Raw genomic sequence first — 16,002 nt, 5'->3', positions numbered from 1 at the left:
TTCCCGCACATTGCCGCCTTGGGGCACACCCTTAGCCATGTCTGATCCCTCTCTCATGACCCGCCTCCGCCGCCCGCTTGCCGCTGGGGCGCTCGCCGCCGCGCTGCTGCCGCTGGCCGGGTGCAACAACGCCATCGTGATGAATCCGGCAGGCGACATCGCCCGCCAGCAGGCAGACCTCATCATCACCTCCACGGTGCTGATGCTGCTGATCATCGTGCCGGTGATCCTGCTGACGCTGCTGTTCGCCTGGCGCTACCGTGCCCGGCAGGCCGCCGTCTCCAGCGCCCGTTACGAGCCCGACTGGGACCACTCCACCAAGCTCGAGCTGCTGATCTGGGGCGCTCCGCTGCTGATCATCATCGCGCTGGGCACCGTCACCTGGATCAGCACCCACCAGCTCGATCCGTACCGCCCGCTGTCGCGCCTGGACGAGAACCGCGCGCTGCCCACCAACGTGCAGACGATGGAAGTGCAGGTGGTGGCGCTGGACTGGAAGTGGCTGTTCGTCTACCCCGAGCAGGGCGTGGCGATGGTCAATGAGCTGGCGCTGCCGGTCGACCGTCCGGTGCGCTTCAAGATCACCTCGTCGACGGTGATGAACTCCTTCTACGTGCCGGCGCTGGCCGGCCAGATCTACGCGATGCCGGGCATGGCCTCGACGCTGCACGCCGTGATCAACAAGCCCGGCACCTGGGAAGGCTTCTCCGCCAACTACAGCGGCGACGGCTTCTCGGGCATGCGCTTCGCGTTCCACGGCATGTCGGCGGCCGACTTCGACCGGTGGGTCGAAAACGCCCGCGGCGCCGGCGCCAAGCTGGACCGTGCCACCTACCTGGAACTGGCCAAGCCCAGCCAGCGTGAGGCGGTGCGCCGCTTCGCCAGCGTCGAGCCCGACCTGTTCGACGCGGTGGTCAACCGCTGCGTGGAGCGTGGCCGCATGTGCATGGCCGACATGATGGCCATCGACGCCAGCGGCGGCGGTGGCAAGCAGGGCACCACCTCGGTGGCCCGTGCCAGCTGGCGCGGCGCGCAGACCACCGTCGTGGCCGGCCTGTGCACGCCGTCCGATCCCACCGGCACGGGCGTCACCAGCGTGACCTCCGTCCTTTCTTCCCTCGAACCCGCGGCTGCAGCCGGCAAGCTCTGATGTCCGCCATCTATCCCACCGAGAACGATCCGCTGCTGGGCCGCCTGTCCCTGGGCGCGCTCCCGCTGCACGAGCCCATCATCCTGGCCACCTTCGCCGGCGTCGCCGTCGGCGGCCTGGCGCTGCTGGTGCTGATGACGCGCTACCGCGTCTGGGGCCCGCTGTGGCGCGACTGGCTCACCAGCATCGACCACAAGAAGATCGGCATCATGTACATGGTGCTGGGCATCGTGATGCTGCTGCGCGGCTTTGCCGACGCGCTGCTGATGCGTGCCCAGCAGGCCATGGCCTTCGGTGATGCCACCGGCTTCCTCAACGCGCACCACTACGACCAGATCTTTACCGCCCACGGCGTGATCATGATCTTCTTCGTGGCGATGCCGCTGGTCACCGGCTTCATGAACTACGTGGTGCCGCTGCAGATCGGCGCGCGCGACGTGGCCTTCCCGTTCCTGAACAACTTCAGCTTCTGGATGACCGCCGGTGGCGCGGTGCTGATGATGCTGTCGCTGTTCGTGGGCGAGTTCGCGCGCACCGGCTGGCTGGCCTATCCGCCGCTGTCCGGCATCCTGGCCGATCCGGGCGTGGGGGTGGACTATTACCTCTGGTCGCTGCAGGTGGCGGGGGTGGGCACCACGCTGTCAGGCATCAACCTGATCGTCACCATCGTCAAGATGCGGGCGCCCGGCATGACCCTGATGAAGATGCCCGTCTTCACCTGGACCAGCCTGTGCACCAACGTGCTGATCGTCGTCAGCTTCCCGGTGCTGACCGCCGTGCTGGTGCTGCTCAGCCTGGACCGCTACGTCGGCACCAACTTCTTCACGACGGAGCTGGGCGGCAACGCCATGGTGTACGTCAACCTGATCTGGATCTGGGGCCACCCCGAGGTCTACATCCTGGTGCTGCCGGTGTTCGGCATCTTCTCGGAGGTGGTCGCCACCTTCTGCAGCAAGCGCCTGTTCGGCTATGCCTCGATGGTCTACGCCACGGTGGTGATCACCATCCTGTCGTACCTGGTGTGGCTGCACCACTTCTTCACCATGGGGTCCGGGGCGAGCGTCAACTCGTTCTTCGGCATCACCACGATGATCATCTCGATCCCGACCGGGGCGAAGATCTTCAACTGGCTGTTCACGATGTACCGCGGCCGCATCCGCTTCGAGGTGCCGATGCTGTGGACCATCGGCTTCATGGTCACCTTCGTCATCGGCGGCATGACCGGCGTGCTGCTGGCCGTACCCCCGGCGGACTTCGTGCTGCACAACAGCCTGTTCCTGATCGCGCACTTCCACAACGTGATCATCGGCGGCGTGGTGTTCGGCGTGTTCGCCGGCATCACCTACTGGTACCCGAAGGCCTTCGGCTACAAGCTCGATCCGTTCTGGGGCAAGTGCTCCTTCTGGTTCTGGTTCATCGGCTTCTACTTCGCCTTCATGCCGCTGTACGTGCTGGGCCTGATGGGCGTCACCCGCCGCATGAGCCACTTCCAGGACATGAGCCTGCAGATCTGGTTCCAGGTGGCTGCCTTTGGCGCCGTGCTGATCGCGCTGGGCATCGCCTGCTTCATCATCCAGCTGGTGGTGAGCTACCTGCGCCGCGAGCAGAACCGCGACCTGACCGGCGACGCCTGGGGCACCGGCCGCACGCTGGAGTGGAGCACCGCTTCGCCGCCGCCCGACTACAACTTCGCCTTCACACCCATCGTGCATGAGCGCGATGCCTGGCACCACATGAAGGAAGTCGGCGCCGAGCGTCCGCTGAACGGCTTCCAGCCGATCCACATGCCGTCCAACACGGCCGCGGGCGTGGTCATCGCCGCGTTGTCCACGGTGATGGGCTTCGCGCTGGTGTGGCACATCTGGTGGCTGGCAGGGCTGTCGTTCGCGGCCGTGGTGATTGCCGCGGTGGTGCACACCTTCAACTACCACCGCGACTACCACATCCCGGCCGATGCCGTGACCCGCACCGAGGCCGAGCGCACCCGCCAACTGGCTGCCCTGGGCCTGGTGTCGCCCAAGCCGGCCGGCGCCTGAACGCGCGCAGTGACCAACGATCCAAGGACCTCTTCATGACGGCCATTTCGCACGCAGCGGGGGACGCCTCCGGCGCCCCGCTGAAGTTCTACGACGACGGCAGCCACCACCCGCAGCAAGGCACGCTGCTGGGTTTCTGGCTGTACCTGATGAGCGACTGCCTCATCTTCGCGATCCTGTTCGCGGTGTACGCGGTGTACGGCCAGAGCTACGCGGCTGGTCCCTCGGGCGCCGATCTGTTCGACCTGCCGCTGGTGGCCATCAACACGGCCATGCTGCTGCTGTCGTCGATCACCTACGGCTTCGCGATGATCGCGATGAACCAGCGCAACCAGGGCAAGGTGCTCCTGTGGCTGGCCATCACCGGCTTGTTCGGCCTGGCTTTCGTCGGCCTCGAGCTGTATGAGTTTCACCACCTGATCCATGAAGGCGCGGGCCCGCAGCGCAGTGCCTTCCTGTCCTCGTTCTTCGCGCTGGTGGGCACCCACGGCCTGCACGTGAGCTTCGGCATCCTGTGGCTGGTCACGCTGATGATCCAGGTCAAGAAGCTGGGCCTGACGCCGGCCAACCGCCGCCGCCTGATGTGCCTGTCGATGTTCTGGCACTTCCTGGACGTGATCTGGATCGGCGTGTTCACGTTCGTGTACCTGATGGGCTCCATGCCCCCGGCCGTCTGACTGACTTGAAGGAGCCTTGCGATGGCTGCGACACACGACACCCACGCTGAGAACCTGGACCACCCGCACCACGACCATGGTGAGCCGGAGTACCACGCCACCTACAAGGGCTACATCACCGGCTTCCTGCTGTCGGTGGTGCTCACCGCCATCCCGTTCTGGCTGGTGATGGCCAAGGTGCTGCCCACGCCGGGCATCACGGCTGCCGTCATCCTGGTGATGGCTGCGGTGCAGGTGGTGGTGCACATGGTGTACTTCCTGCACATGAATGCCCGGGTGGAGCAGGGCTGGTCGCTGCTGGCGCTGGTGTTCACCGGTGTGCTGGTGGTCATCATGCTGGCCGGCTCGATCTGGGTGATGCACCACCTGAACACCAACATGATGCCCGTGCACGACATGCGCACGCGGCCCTGATGGGCCGGGGAGCAGTGGCTTGACCGATCGCCCGGGGCGTACTGGGGGCGTGCTGCGCATCGTGGTCTGCCTGGCCGCCTTGCTGGCGGCCGCCGGCTTCGTTGCGCTGTCGGCCTGGCAGTGGCAACGACTGGCCTGGAAAGAGGCGCTGATCGAGCGCGTCGAGCGCCAGCTGAGCGCCGCGCCGCAGCCGCTGCCGCCGGCGCGCGACTGGCCCGGCATGAGCCGTGAGGCCGACGAGTACCGGCCGGTCGCGCTGCAGGGCTGGCTGGAGCCGGAACGCGAGATCCGCGTGCTGGCCAGCACCGAGCTGGGCCGCGGCCACTGGGTGATGGTGCCGCTGCACCTGACCAGCGGCGGGCGGGTCTGGTTGAACCGGGGCTTCGTGCCCGAAGCTCTGGGCAACCGGCCGGCCGCTTTGCCGCCCGGTGCACCGCAGGCCCAGGTGCAGGTCACCGGCCTGCTGCGCTTCTCCGAAGCCGGCAGCTGGCTGTGGCAGCGCAACGACCCTGCCGCCGGCCGCTGGGTGGGCCGCGAAGTGGCCGCGCTGTCGCAGGCCGCCGGCATCGAGGCCGCGCCGTTCTTCATCGACGTGAGTCGGGATGGCGAGCACGTGGGCGAGCGCGTCGCCAGCGCATCGGCCGCCACCGGCGCCGTACCCTCCGCCAGCGCCCCCGCCATGGACATTCACATTCCCCAAGGCGGCTTGACGGTGCTGCGCTTCAGCAACAATCACCGCGGTTACGCGCTCACCTGGCTGGCGCTGGCCACCGGCAGTGTGGCGGCGGCGGTGATGCTGTGGCGTTATAAGCCGGACAGCCGCAACGCCTGACACGCGTGGCCCGGGTGGCCCGCCCTGCGGGCCGCCACATCGTTTGCCGAACCCGCTCGCCCCAGGCTTCCGCCATGCCCACTTTCCGCCTTGCCCCCTTGCCCCCCTGGTGGCCCTGGCGCAGCACCACGCCCGACGACGAGACGGGCCGCCAGGGTGCGCCGCGGGCCGATGCGCCGGTGGCCGACGACCCCGCGCTGCCGCCCGAAGCGCGTGCCGGCCGCAGCAACCTCATGCAGCTGGTGCAGCTGCGCTGGCTGGCCGTGGGCGGGCAGTTACTCACCGTGCTGGCGGTGCACTTCGGCCTGGGGCTGCAGCTGCCCATCCTGCCGCTGCTGTGGCTGCTGGCCTCGCTGGCGCTGTTCAATCTGGTGAGCTGGCTGCGTGCCAGCACCGCCCGCCACGTGGGCCAGCCCGAGCTGTTCCTCTGCCTGGGTATGGACCTGGTGGTGCTCACCGGCCTGCTGGCGCTGTCGGGCGGGGTCAACAATCCCTTCCTGTTCGTGTACCTGCCGCAGCTGGCGGTGGGTGCGCTGCTGCTGCGGCCGGCCTACGCCTGGACGCTGACGCTGCTGGCCTGCGTGGCCATCGTGCTGCTGGCGCAGTGGCACCTGCCGCTGGCCTGGCCCGATGCGCCGCAGCCACAGCGGCTTTCGCTGCTGTACCTGGGCGGGCTGCTGCTGTGCTTCGCGCTCTGCGCCTCGCTGCTGGTGCTGGCGGTGGGCCGCTTCGCCCGCAACCTGCGGGTGCGCGACGCGCGCCTGGCCGCGCTGCGGCAGCGTGCCGCCGAGGAGGACCACATCGTGCGCATGGGCCTGCTGGCCAGCGGCGCGGCGCATGAACTGGGCACGCCGCTGGCCACGCTCAGCGTGATCCTGGGCGACTGGGCGCACATGGCGCCGTTCGCGGCCGAGCCCGAACTGCGTGAAGACCTGGAGCAGATGCAATCGCAGGTGCAGCGCTGCAAGGGCATCATCAGCGGCATCCTGCTGTCGGCCGGCGACAGCCGTGGCGACCGACCCACCGCCACCACGCTCAAGGCCTTTCTCGACGAAGTGGCGCTGGACTGGCGCGAGCGACGCCAGCAAGCCGCCTTCGCGCCCGAGCTGGGCCCGCTGCCGGCCACGCCCATCATTGCCGATACCGGCCTGCGCCAGATGGTGACCAACGTGCTGGACAACGCGCTGGAGGCGATGCAGGCCGCCGGCACCGCACCGCCGGCCACGCCGCGGCTGCTGGCCGAGTGGCAGCGCGACCGCCTGCTGCTGCGGGTGATCGACCGCGGCCCTGGTTTCAGCGAAGAGATGCTGTCGAACTTCGGCCGGCCCTACCACTCCAGCAAGGGGCGACCCGGGGGCGGCCTCGGCTTGTTCCTGAGCGTGAACGTGGCCCGCAAGCTGGGCGGCAACGTGATCGCCTGCAACCGCAAGACCGGCGGTGCCGAAGTGACCATCGACCTGCCGCTGGCCGCGCTGACGCTGCCGCCCGAAGCCGCGCCGCCCAACCGGAGCCCCGATTGAACCTGGACGAGACCCACGACGACCGCGTACTGCTCATCGTCGAGGACGACGATGCCCTGGCCGCCACGCTGTGCCGCAGCTTCGAGCGCCGCGGCTGGAGCGTGGTGCGCGCCCACGACCTGGACAGCATGCGGGCGGTGCTGGAGCAGCATGCGCCCAGCCATGCGGTGGTGGACCTGAAGCTGGCCAACGGCAGCTCGGGCCTGGCCTGCGTGCAGGCGCTGCATGCGCACGACGACGAGATGGCCATCGTGGTGCTGACCGGCTATGCCAGCATCGCCACCGCGGTGGAGGCCATCAAGCTGGGCGCGCGCCACTACCTGGCCAAACCGGCCAACACCGACGACATCGAAGCCGCCTTCGCCCGCACCGAAGGCGAGACCGACGTCGACATGACCAACCGCGCCACCTCCATCAAGACGCTGGAGTGGGAGCGCATCCACGAAACGCTGGCCGACACCGGCTTCAACATCAGCGAGACGGCGCGCCGCCTGGGCATGCACCGCCGCACGCTGGCCCGCAAGCTGGAGAAGCAGCGGGTGAAGTGACTCGGTAGGGATTGACCGGCAGGTACGCGCGCACCGACCATGCCGTCCCGACAGGAGCGACCATGGTCACGAAAAAAAAAGCCGACGTCACCGCCAAACCCGCCGCCAAGTCGCGCGCCAAACCCCGCGCCAAGCCCAAGCCCCCGGCCTGGAAGCGGGCCGCCCGGCCCGACGCCATCGACTTCCGCGACCGGCTGTTCACGCCGGCCATCTCGATGTGCCCGGCGCCCACGCTGTTCCCCAAGGTGGCGCTGCCCATCAAGAACCAGGGTGAGACCAACGCCTGCACCGGCTTTGCGCTGTCGGCGGTGGCCGAGTACGCGCTGCGCGCCTCCAAGCGCGAGCTGGAACCGTTGATCTCGCCCTACATGCTGTATTCGATGGCCCGGCGCTACGACGAGTTTCCGGGCTCGGTGGCCGACGAAGGGTCCAGCCTGCGCGGCGCGCTCAAGGGCTGGTTCAAGCACGGCGCCTGCGCCTTCGACCTCTTTCCCGCGCTGGAGATGCCGCCGGCCGCGCCCACCATCGACCAGGACTGGTGGTACGACGCGGTGCGCCGGCCGCTGGGCGCGTACTACCGCATCACGCCCACGCAGATCACCGACATGCATGCGGCGCTGAACGAGGCCGGCATCCTGTACGTGAGCTGCGGCTGCCATGCCGGCTGGGACCAGGGCATGCAGCTGCCCACGATGGCTGAGCGGCCCAGCAGCTTCGACGAGGTGTGGACCATCCCGGTGGAGCCGGGCTGGGCAGCGCATGCCGGCCATGCCTTCGTCATCGTCGGCTACAACGAGCACGGCTTCCTGATCCAGAACTCCTGGGGGCCTGAGTGGGGCTCGCATGGCTACGCCATCCTCACCTACGACGACTGGCTGAAGAACGCCATGGACTGCTGGGTGGTGCAGCTGGGCGTGGTGACGCAGGACCACCGCGAGCTCGCCCGCACCGCCACGCTGCGCACCGACGCCCGCGGCAAGGTGGCGCTGGCGCAGAGCGAGGTGCTGCGCAACCGCGAGCTGTCGCCCTTCATCATCAACATGGGCAACAACGGCGCGCTGTCCACCAGCGGCGTGTTCCGCACCACGCCCGACGACGTGCGTGCGATCGCCGACATCCAGCTGGAGCGGGCGCGGCAGGCCTGGGGCCTGCAGAACGACGTGATCGACGTGTGCCTGTATGCCCACGGGGGCCTGGTGAGCGAGCAGGCGGCGGCCGACATCGCGGCGCAGTGGATCCCGATGCTGTACGACCGTCGCATCTTCCCGGTCTTCCTGATGTGGGAAACCGGCTTCGTCGAGACGCTCAAGGCCATGCTGGCCGAGGCCATCGGCGGCGCGCCCAAGGTGGCCGGCGGGCTGGAGCGCTGGTGGAACCAGCGGCTGGAACGCCTGCTGGCACGCCCCGGTACCGCGGTGTGGGGCGAGATGAAGGAAAACGCCAACCTGATGAGCCTGTACCGCGAAGGCGTGCCCGACGACCAGCAGGCCGGCGCGGTGCTGCTGTGGCAGCACTTCTCGAAGGCGGTGACCAACAAGCGTGTGCGCATGCACTTCGTCGGCCACTCGGCTGGTGCCATCGCGGGCACCTACCTGATCCAGCGGCTGGCCGAGCAGGGCATGGGCTTCGAGTCGGTGAGCTTCATGGCGCCCGCGGTGCGGCTGGACACCTTCACCGAACGCCTGCTGCCGCTGCTCCAGAGCGGCCAGGTCAAGCGCTACCAGCAGTTCAGCCTGACCGACCGCGCCGAAGAGGACGACCCCACCTGCGGCCCGTACCGCAGATCGCTGCTGTACCTGGTGCGTGAATCGTTCGAAGGCGGCTCGACCACGCCCATCCTGGGCATGGAGCGCGACGTGCGCGAGCCCGCCAAGGGCTGGCCCAACACCACGCTGCTGCTGGCTCCGGGCAGCGCCAGCGCCGCCTCCCACCACGGCGCCTTCGACGACGACGCGCTCACCCAGCAACGGGTGCTGAAGTTCATTCAAGGCCGATAAACCGCGCTTCGTCGCATCACCCGGGGTGGCCCGCAGGCGCCGGGGCGGCGGTGGCGATATCGTCGCGGCATGTTGCCGCCCGACACCGCTCCACCCATGCCCACGCCGGCCGCCGGGTCCGCCGGCCTGCTGGGCGGCCTGACCGGCCGCAGCGTGGCCATGGCGGTGGCGCTGGCCGTGGTGGTGGCGGCGCTGCTGAACCCGCTGTTCATGCCGCCGTTTCCGGTGGTGCTGGGCCGCACGCTGTTCCTGGCCATGGTGCTGCTGCTGGCCTTTCATGCGGCCGGGCGCCTGCCGGTGCACCGGCTGCCGGGCTGGATGCCGCGCTGGTTGCTGCAGCTGCTGGCCATCGTGCTGGCCGCGCCGCTGGCCACTGCCTGCATCTACCTGCTTTATGCCGGCGGCAACGTCCTGGCGCTGTTCGACAACCCGGGCGTGGTGGCCGGCTTCAGCTGGATTGCGGGCACCGGTCTCGTGCTGGGCCTGGTGCTGGCACTGGGCGCGCTGTTCCGTGAACGGGATGCGCAGGCGCGCAACCTGGCGCTGCAGTTTGCGCTGGAACGCGAAACCCTCAAGCGCCAGGCCGCCGATGCGCGGCTGGCGCTGCTGCAGTCGCAGGTAGAGCCGCATTTCCTGTTCAACACCCTGGCCAACGTGCAGGCGCTGGTGGAAAGCGGCTCGCCACGCGCCGGCCCGGTGCTGCAGACGCTGACCGAGTACCTGCGCGCCGCGATGCCCGGCCTGCGCGATGCGCAGCCCACGCTGGGCGACGAGCTGGCGCGCGTGCGCGCCTACCTGTCGCTGATGGAGATGCGCATGCCCGACCGGCTGCGCTGGCAGGTGCAGGCCGACCCGGCGCTGGCCGGCCTGCGCTTTCCGCCGATGGCGCTGCTGACGCTGGTGGAAAACGCGGTGCGCCACGGCATCGACCCCAGCGAGGAGGGCGGCGAGGTGCAGGTGCTGGCCACCGCCCGGCCCGATGGCGGCCTGCAGCTGACGGTGCAGGACAGCGGCGTCGGCATGGACGGCGCTGGGTCCGCGCCAACGGTGGACGGCGCCGCATCGTCACCCCCTGCGGGCGGCACCGGCCTGGCCAACCTGCGCGCGCGCCTGCAGGCCATGTACGGCGATGCGGCCCGCCTGACGCTCACCGAACCACACCCCCATGGCCTGCGGGCCGAGATCCGGCTGCCGCCGCCCGACGCCCGCAGCGGCGTGACCCCGTTGCCTTGAGCCCATGCCCACCACCGCCCTGATCGCCGACGACGAGCCGCTGCTGCGCGAGCACCTGGCCAGCCACCTGGCGCGCGCCTGGCCCGAGCTGCAGCTGGTGGGCCAGGCCCGCAACGGGCGCGAGGCCGTGGCGATGTTCGAAGAACTGCAGCCGCAGGTGGTGTTCCTGGACGTGCACATGCCCGGCCTCAACGGCATCGAGGCGGCGCGCAGCATCGGCCGGCGCGCGCACATCGTGTTCGTCACCGCGTACGAGCAGTACGCGGTGCAGGCCTTCGAGCAGGGCGCGGTCGACTACCTCGTCAAGCCCTTCCAGGAAGCGCGCCTGGCCGACACGGTGCAGCGCCTGCGCGAGCGCCTGGCCAGGCCGGCGCCCGAGATGGGCCCGCTGCTGGACGAGCTGGCCGCGGCGCTGCGCGAGCGTGCCGGCACGGCGGCGCCCGCACACGCCGCGGCGGCGCCCCGCTGGCTGCAATGGATCAAGGCCTCGGTGGGCCCCACGCTGCGGCTGATTCCGGTGGACGAGGTGCAGTACCTGCGCTCCGACGAAAAGTACACGCTGGTGGCCTGGCAGGGCGGCGATGCGCTGATCCGCCGCAGCATCCGCGAACTGGTGGAGGAGCTGGACCCCGACTGCTTCGTGCAGATCCACCGTTCGGTGATCGTCAACCTGCGGCACGTGCAGCAGGTGGTGCGCAGCGGCAACGACACGGCCGACGTGCTGCTGAAGGGCCGACCCGAGCGGCTGCCGGTGAGCCGCAGCTACCTGCATGTGTTTCGGCAGATGTAACAACGGTCGGTTCAGGGCCGCCGCTGCGCATTAGTTGGCAGCAGCCGGCCTGGGCTGCAGCCGCACGCACTACACCCGCACCGCCGAGCGCCGAAGAAGGGGAGAGCGAGGTCCCCCATGCCGCATCCCCACCGTCCCTCCCATCGCGCCACCGTGCGCAGCCTGCAATCGTTGGCCGCGCCGCGGTCACCCTGGACACGCCCCGGCGTACGCAAGGCGCTGGTGGTGGGCCTGCTGGCCACGCTGGCGGGCTGGGGCGGCTTGCGCAGCGCACAGGCCGCCTGCCTGCCGCCGGAAGCCGCCGCCACGCCGCTGGCGGCGATGGACAGTGCGCTGTGGCCGGCCGACGTGCTGCGCAGCGCCGAGGCCGTGATGCGCCAGCCCGCCGACGACACGCAGGTGCAGCGCGCCTTCGCCACCCGCTACGGTGCCGAACTGGCGCTGGCCGCGCTGCAGCGGCGCGACGTGAAGCTGCTGCGCAGCGCCTTCTGCGACGCCGCCGACAAGGGCGAGCTGCCGCTGGCCGAGGTGCGTGCCGCCGCCCGCGGCGATGCCGAGGCGGCCCACCGCATCGCCCGTCATTACCGGGACCAGCGCGACCAGCCTGGCCGCCCCGATGCCCTGAACCGCTACGAAGGCTGGCTGCAATATGCCGCCGCGCTGGGGCAGGAAGCCGCCAGCTACGAGCTGGCCGTGCATTACCGCCGCACCGGCCAGCCCATCTACGCCGCGGTGTACGAAGCCCGCGCGGTGGAGCGCGGCTTCATCGTGCCGGTGGCGCTGGACAACGTGCGCAAGTAAGCCGCTTCACGCCGGGCCTTCGCGGCCCAGCACCCGCTGCAGGAACTCGGCGATGCGCAGCTCCAGGTAGGGCCGCTGCGTGGCCGAGCGCACGCCGTGCCGCTCACCGGGCAGCAGCAGCAGCTCGTAGGGCACACGCCGCCGGGCCAGGTCTTCCATCAGCGCGGTGCTGTGGCGCAGCAGCACGTTCTCGTCGTTCATGCCATGGATCAGCAGCAGCGGGCCCTGCACCTCGCCATCACCGCGCAGCACGCTGCTGGCTGCATAACCCTCGGCATTGGCCTGCGCGAAGGTGGGCAGCGGCTGCGGCGTGCCCATGTAGCGCTCGGTGTAGGGGGCGTCGTAGTCCTCCCAGTTCACCACCGGGGCGCCGGCCACCCCGGCCTTGAAGAGCTCGGGCCGCTGCTGCAGGCAGCGCAGCGTCATGTAGCCGCCGTAGCTCCAGCCGCAGGCCGCGATGCGGCTGCGGTCAGCGCGCGGCAGGCGGGGCAGCAACTGCGCCAGCGCTGCGGCCTGGTCGTCGACCTCGGCATGGCCTAGGCGGCCGTACACCGGCTGCTCGAACACGATGCCGCGGCCGGCCGCGCCGCGGTTGTCCACCTTGATGACGAAAAAGCCGCGCTGCACCAGGTACTGCGTGCGCATGTCCACCGTCATCGCCCACGACTGCCGCACCGCCTGCAGGTGGGGGCCGCCGTACACCAGCAGCACCACGGGGCGCAAGCCGGGCAGCTCGGCATCGGGTTCGTACACCGCCGCGTGCAGCGTCGTGCGACCGTCGGCCGACAGCAGCTCATGCAGCACCGGCGGCCGCACGCTGCCCAGCCAGGCGGGCGCCGGGTCGGCCGCGAAACGGTGTTCCGCCGCCCGCGGCTGCGTTGCTTCGGGTGTGGTCGGCGGCACCGGCACTGGCACCGACTCCAGCACCAGCGAAGGCGCTTCGGTCATCGATTCAAAGCTGTGCAGCCAGTGCCGGCCGTCCGGCGCCAGCGTGGCGCCGTGCACACCGGTGGCCTGCGTCAGCTGCCGGCAGTGCCAGCCGTCGGCCGGACCGGCGCGGAACACATGGTGCTGCCGCGCATCGGCGCCGGTGGCGCCGAAGTACAGACCGCCGCCGTCACCGTCCAGCCCGACCAGGCCGTCGATGTGGCCCACGGCGTCGCCCAGGTCGCCGATGTCGCACTGCCAGCCGCCTTGCGCGTCGTACAGGCCGATGCGGCCGATGCCGCCGTTCTCGTGGATCAGGAAGAAGCTGCCGTCGGCGCGGCGCAGCGGCGGCGCGATGGCGTTGATCCACGGCGTCTGCGTCAGCGTCAGCAGCTCGGTGGCCAGGCCGCTGGCCAGGTCCAGCTGCAGCAGCTGCAGCCGCGTCTGGTCGCGTGACAGGCGGGTCAGCAGCAGCGTGCCGGCGCCCCAGTCGGCCAGCCCGCGGTAGTAGGGCCAGGCCAGGTCGGCGGCCAGCAGCGTGCGGGGCGCAGCGGGCGCCTCGTGGCCCAGGTCCAGCAGCTCGATGCTGAACACCGCCACCGCACCGCCGGGGCGGGCATAGCGGGTGGGTTCGATGCGCGTCTGCGCGCCATTGCCCACGTCGATGCGCTCCACGGCCGAGGTATCGAAGCGCGCCCAGGCCAGTTGCCGGCCTTCGCGCACGGTGATGAAGGCGGCGCCGTTGAACACCTCCTCGCGCGTCATCGCATCGGGGATGCCGTTGAGCAGCGTGGCGCTGCCGTCGTCGGTCAAGCGCTGCACGCTGCCGAAGGTCCGACCGCCGTCCGTCACCGGCACCCGCCACAGGTCGCCGCCGGCGCTGTAGGTGATGGCATGGCCGCCGGGCAGCGCGGTGGCCAGCGCGGCCTCGATGTATTGCGGGTGGGTGTGCAGCACCGGCGCGGTGGCGGCTTCATCGGCCACCAGCACCAGCCGCTGGCCGAGCGCGCACCACAGCCGCGGGGTACCTGGCAGCCAGCGCGCATGGGTGATGCCGTCGAAGCGCTGGCGGGCGCGCTCGCGCGCCAGCTCTTCGGCCAGCGTCATCGGCAGCGGCGGCAGTGCATCGGCGGGTAGGCGCAGCGTGGTCTGGCCGCTGTCGCGGTCGAATACGTAGAGCGCCAGCGTGTCAGGCCCGCCGTGGCGCTGCAGGTACGCAATGCGCCGGCCATCGCCGCTGAACAGCGGGCTGTGGACGGATGGCGAGGCCGGTGAGCTGACCGGGATGAAGTCGTCAGGCAGCAGGGGTCGCTGAGAGGGGCGGCTCATCGGGGCTCCGGTTGGAAGAGCAGGGCGGGCAGCTCGGCCAGGCGCAGCACCGGGTAGCGGCCGTGCTCGGGCTCGGCGTAGCGCTGGGCGTGCTGGTAGATGAAGCCCAGCACCGCTTGCGGGTCGGCCTGCAGTTCGGGGTGGGCGGCCTGCCAGGCCTCGAAGCGCTGGCGCAGGCCGGGTTCGGCATCCAGCAGGCGCTCGGCTTCGTCCTCGAACACGTAGTCGCTGAAGTGTTCCTTCTTGTCGAGCACGCTGTCGAAGAAGCCCCATCGGAAGAAGCTGTCGATGCCCAACGGCTCCAGCGTCTCGATGACGAAGCGGTCGTGCGTGGTGCCCAGCGCCACCACCCAGTCACCCACGGTCGGCGTGGCCTGCAGCGGCTCGGCCTGCAGCGCCAGCTCGTCGTGCAGGTGGCGGCCCTCGAAGGGCAGGGGCCGCTTGCGGAAGTGGGTGATGCGCCAGGCCTCGGCCGGCAGCGTCATCGTGCGCGCCACGCGCTGCAGCCTCACGCCATGGGCCTGCAGCCGCTGGGCCACGTCGTGCCAGGCCTGCGGCACCAGATAAGCGCGCGGCGGCGTGGCCTGGGCGGTGGCGGTGTAGCGGTCGAAGTAGGGGATGTCCTTCTGCCAGGGCTGGCTGCGGTCGTAGCGCAGGCGCTGGTAGCGGCCCAGCCGGCTGGGCTCATGCACCGCCTGGTACCCGCTGAAGAGAAAAGGCGTGCTGCGGCTGGTGTCGAGCGCCCAGTTCAAGGGCACGGGCGCGCCGGCCGCCACTGCGGCGCGGTCGGCGGCGCGCGCCGCACGGATGGTGCTGCCATGGGCCACGGTGTAGGCCAGCGCACTGTCCACCAGCGCGCGGGTGCCGTGGTAGCGCTCGGCGAAGGGCTTGAGCATGTGCGTCTCGGGCATGAAGCCGATGCAGTGGTGCAGGGCCGCATAGCCGGTGGAAAAGCGCGGCGAATCCAGGAAGTCGGCGATGCCGTCATCGGGGATCTCTCGCAGCGGGTTCACGTAGGGGCACATCGGAAAGCCGCGCCCGGCCATGTCGGCGTACAGCGCCGGCAGCATGCGCTCGCGCAGGTGGGCGCCCAGCAGGCCACCCAGCTTGTCGGGCTGGGTGGGAATGAGCGTGACCACGTGCTGGTAGTCGGCGCCGTTGGAGGTGTGGGTGTCGACCATCACGTCCGGGTCCCAGCGGGTGAACACGCGGGCGAAGGTGCGGGCGTTGGCGCTGTCGGCCTTGATGAAGTCGCGGTTCAGGTCGAGGTGGCGCGCATTGCCGCGAAAGCCGAAGGCCTCGGGCCCCAGCTGGTTGACGCGGCTGGTGTCCTGCCGGTTCAGCATGCCGTCGACGTTGTAGGCCGGGATGTAGATCAGCACCGTGCTGCCCAGCGCACGGCGGCGCGCTTCGTCCAGGCAGAGGTCGCGCACCAGCGCCATGCAGGCGTCGATGCCCTCAGGCTCACCGGGGTGGATGCCGTTGTTGTTGAAGAACACGGGCCGGCCGGCGGCCTGCACCGTCAGCGGATCGAAGATGCCATCGACCGAGAACACGCCCAGGTGCAAGGGCACGCCGCCATCGGACTGGCCGACCACCTCGAACTGCAGCCACTGCGGAAAGGCCTGCGCCAGCCGCTGATGGAACTCGATGCACTGCGCCCAGGTGCTGGTCTGGTTGCCATTGCCCTGCTCGAAGGGCGTGGTCCATTCACTGCTCATCGCTTGATCGCCTTCAGGTCGCGTGCA

Annotated in this window: 13 protein-coding genes; 11 read left to right on the top strand and 2 right to left on the bottom strand. The window is 70.0% G+C overall.

Annotated features, from left to right (window positions below):
- Positions 1-55: 55 nt before the first annotated feature.
- The 11 genes from cyoA to MW290_RS13345 all read left to right on the top strand — a co-directional run bounded on the left by cyoA (position 56) and on the right by MW290_RS13345 (position 11,998).
- On the top strand, positions 56-1,150 hold the full coding sequence (gene cyoA, locus MW290_RS13395) for a ubiquinol oxidase subunit II (protein WP_250195148.1): 1,095 nt from the start codon (positions 56-58) through the stop codon (positions 1,148-1,150).
- On the top strand, positions 1,150-3,186 hold the full coding sequence (gene cyoB / locus MW290_RS13390; RefSeq protein WP_250195147.1) for a cytochrome o ubiquinol oxidase subunit I: 2,037 nt from the start codon (positions 1,150-1,152) through the stop codon (positions 3,184-3,186). Before cyoA ends, cyoB begins: the two co-directional genes overlap by 1 nt.
- Positions 3,187-3,221: 35 nt before the next feature.
- The gene (cyoC, locus tag MW290_RS13385; protein ID WP_250195146.1) at positions 3,222-3,863 is read left to right on the top strand and encodes a cytochrome o ubiquinol oxidase subunit III; all 642 of its coding nucleotides are present in this window, start codon (positions 3,222-3,224) and stop codon (positions 3,861-3,863) included.
- A 21-nt stretch (positions 3,864-3,884) separates the two neighbouring features.
- Complete coding sequence (gene cyoD, locus MW290_RS13380; protein WP_250195145.1) at positions 3,885-4,277, top strand: cytochrome o ubiquinol oxidase subunit IV; 393 nt, start codon at positions 3,885-3,887, stop codon at positions 4,275-4,277.
- Between the two features lie 19 nt (positions 4,278-4,296).
- Positions 4,297-5,109, top strand: a complete 813-nt coding sequence (locus MW290_RS13375) for an SURF1 family protein (RefSeq protein WP_250195144.1) — start codon at positions 4,297-4,299, stop codon at positions 5,107-5,109.
- A gap of 74 nt (positions 5,110-5,183) precedes the next feature.
- The gene (locus MW290_RS13370) at positions 5,184-6,629 is read left to right on the top strand and encodes an ATP-binding protein (RefSeq protein WP_250195143.1); all 1,446 of its coding nucleotides are present in this window, start codon (positions 5,184-5,186) and stop codon (positions 6,627-6,629) included.
- Positions 6,630-6,631: 2 nt separating this feature from the next.
- Complete coding sequence (locus MW290_RS13365; RefSeq protein ID WP_250196679.1) at positions 6,632-7,177, top strand: response regulator transcription factor; 546 nt, start codon at positions 6,632-6,634, stop codon at positions 7,175-7,177.
- Between the two features lie 62 nt (positions 7,178-7,239).
- Positions 7,240-9,174 (top strand): C1 family peptidase, encoded by a 1,935-nt coding sequence (locus MW290_RS13360; protein WP_250195142.1) that lies wholly within the window; start codon positions 7,240-7,242, stop codon positions 9,172-9,174.
- Between the two features lie 69 nt (positions 9,175-9,243).
- Positions 9,244-10,407: a sensor histidine kinase gene (locus MW290_RS13355; protein ID WP_250195141.1), complete on the top strand. Its 1,164-nt coding sequence runs from the start codon at positions 9,244-9,246 to the stop codon at positions 10,405-10,407.
- A 4-nt stretch (positions 10,408-10,411) separates the two neighbouring features.
- Positions 10,412-11,197: a LytR/AlgR family response regulator transcription factor gene (locus MW290_RS13350; protein ID WP_250195140.1), complete on the top strand. Its 786-nt coding sequence runs from the start codon at positions 10,412-10,414 to the stop codon at positions 11,195-11,197.
- A gap of 117 nt (positions 11,198-11,314) precedes the next feature.
- Entirely contained in the window at positions 11,315-11,998 is a 684-nt protein-coding gene (locus MW290_RS13345) for a hypothetical protein (RefSeq protein ID WP_250195139.1), read from the top strand.
- A gap of 6 nt (positions 11,999-12,004) precedes the next feature.
- On the opposite strand, the gene MW290_RS13340 is transcribed toward MW290_RS13345, so the two are convergent.
- On the bottom strand, positions 12,005-14,254 hold the full coding sequence (locus MW290_RS13340; RefSeq protein ID WP_250195138.1) for a S9 family peptidase: 2,250 nt from the start codon (positions 14,252-14,254) through the stop codon (positions 12,005-12,007).
- Complete coding sequence (locus MW290_RS13335; protein ID WP_250195137.1) at positions 14,251-15,975, bottom strand: M14 family zinc carboxypeptidase; 1,725 nt, start codon at positions 15,973-15,975, stop codon at positions 14,251-14,253. The genes MW290_RS13340 and MW290_RS13335 overlap by 4 nt, the downstream gene beginning before the upstream one ends.
- Positions 15,976-16,002: the final 27 nt, after the last annotated feature.

The sequence above is a fragment of the Aquincola tertiaricarbonis genome, from assembly GCF_023573145.1.
GTDB lineage: Bacteria > Pseudomonadota > Gammaproteobacteria > Burkholderiales > Burkholderiaceae_C > Aquincola > Aquincola tertiaricarbonis_B.
This window is presented reverse-complemented; position numbering and strand designations above follow the sequence as displayed.

What these genes read in the sequence shown, in the direction of transcription:
- MW290_RS13340 (WP_250195138.1), bottom strand. Translation starts at nt 14,254, where the DNA reads ATGAGCCGCCCCTCTCAGCGACCCCTGCTGCCTGACGACTTCATCCCG.
- cyoA (WP_250195148.1), top strand. Translation starts at nt 56, where the DNA reads ATGACCCGCCTCCGCCGCCCGCTTGCCGCTGGGGCGCTCGCCGCCGCG.
- cyoD (WP_250195145.1), top strand. Translation starts at nt 3,885, where the DNA reads ATGGCTGCGACACACGACACCCACGCTGAGAACCTGGACCACCCGCAC.
- MW290_RS13350 (WP_250195140.1), top strand. Translation starts at nt 10,412, where the DNA reads ATGCCCACCACCGCCCTGATCGCCGACGACGAGCCGCTGCTGCGCGAG.
- cyoC (WP_250195146.1), top strand. Translation starts at nt 3,222, where the DNA reads ATGACGGCCATTTCGCACGCAGCGGGGGACGCCTCCGGCGCCCCGCTG.
- MW290_RS13360 (WP_250195142.1), top strand. Translation starts at nt 7,240, where the DNA reads ATGGTCACGAAAAAAAAAGCCGACGTCACCGCCAAACCCGCCGCCAAG.
- MW290_RS13345 (WP_250195139.1), top strand. Translation starts at nt 11,315, where the DNA reads ATGCCGCATCCCCACCGTCCCTCCCATCGCGCCACCGTGCGCAGCCTG.
- MW290_RS13370 (WP_250195143.1), top strand. Translation starts at nt 5,184, where the DNA reads ATGCCCACTTTCCGCCTTGCCCCCTTGCCCCCCTGGTGGCCCTGGCGC.
- cyoB (WP_250195147.1), top strand. Translation starts at nt 1,150, where the DNA reads ATGTCCGCCATCTATCCCACCGAGAACGATCCGCTGCTGGGCCGCCTG.
- MW290_RS13335 (WP_250195137.1), bottom strand. Translation starts at nt 15,975, where the DNA reads ATGAGCAGTGAATGGACCACGCCCTTCGAGCAGGGCAATGGCAACCAG.
- MW290_RS13355 (WP_250195141.1), top strand. Translation starts at nt 9,244, where the DNA reads ATGTTGCCGCCCGACACCGCTCCACCCATGCCCACGCCGGCCGCCGGG.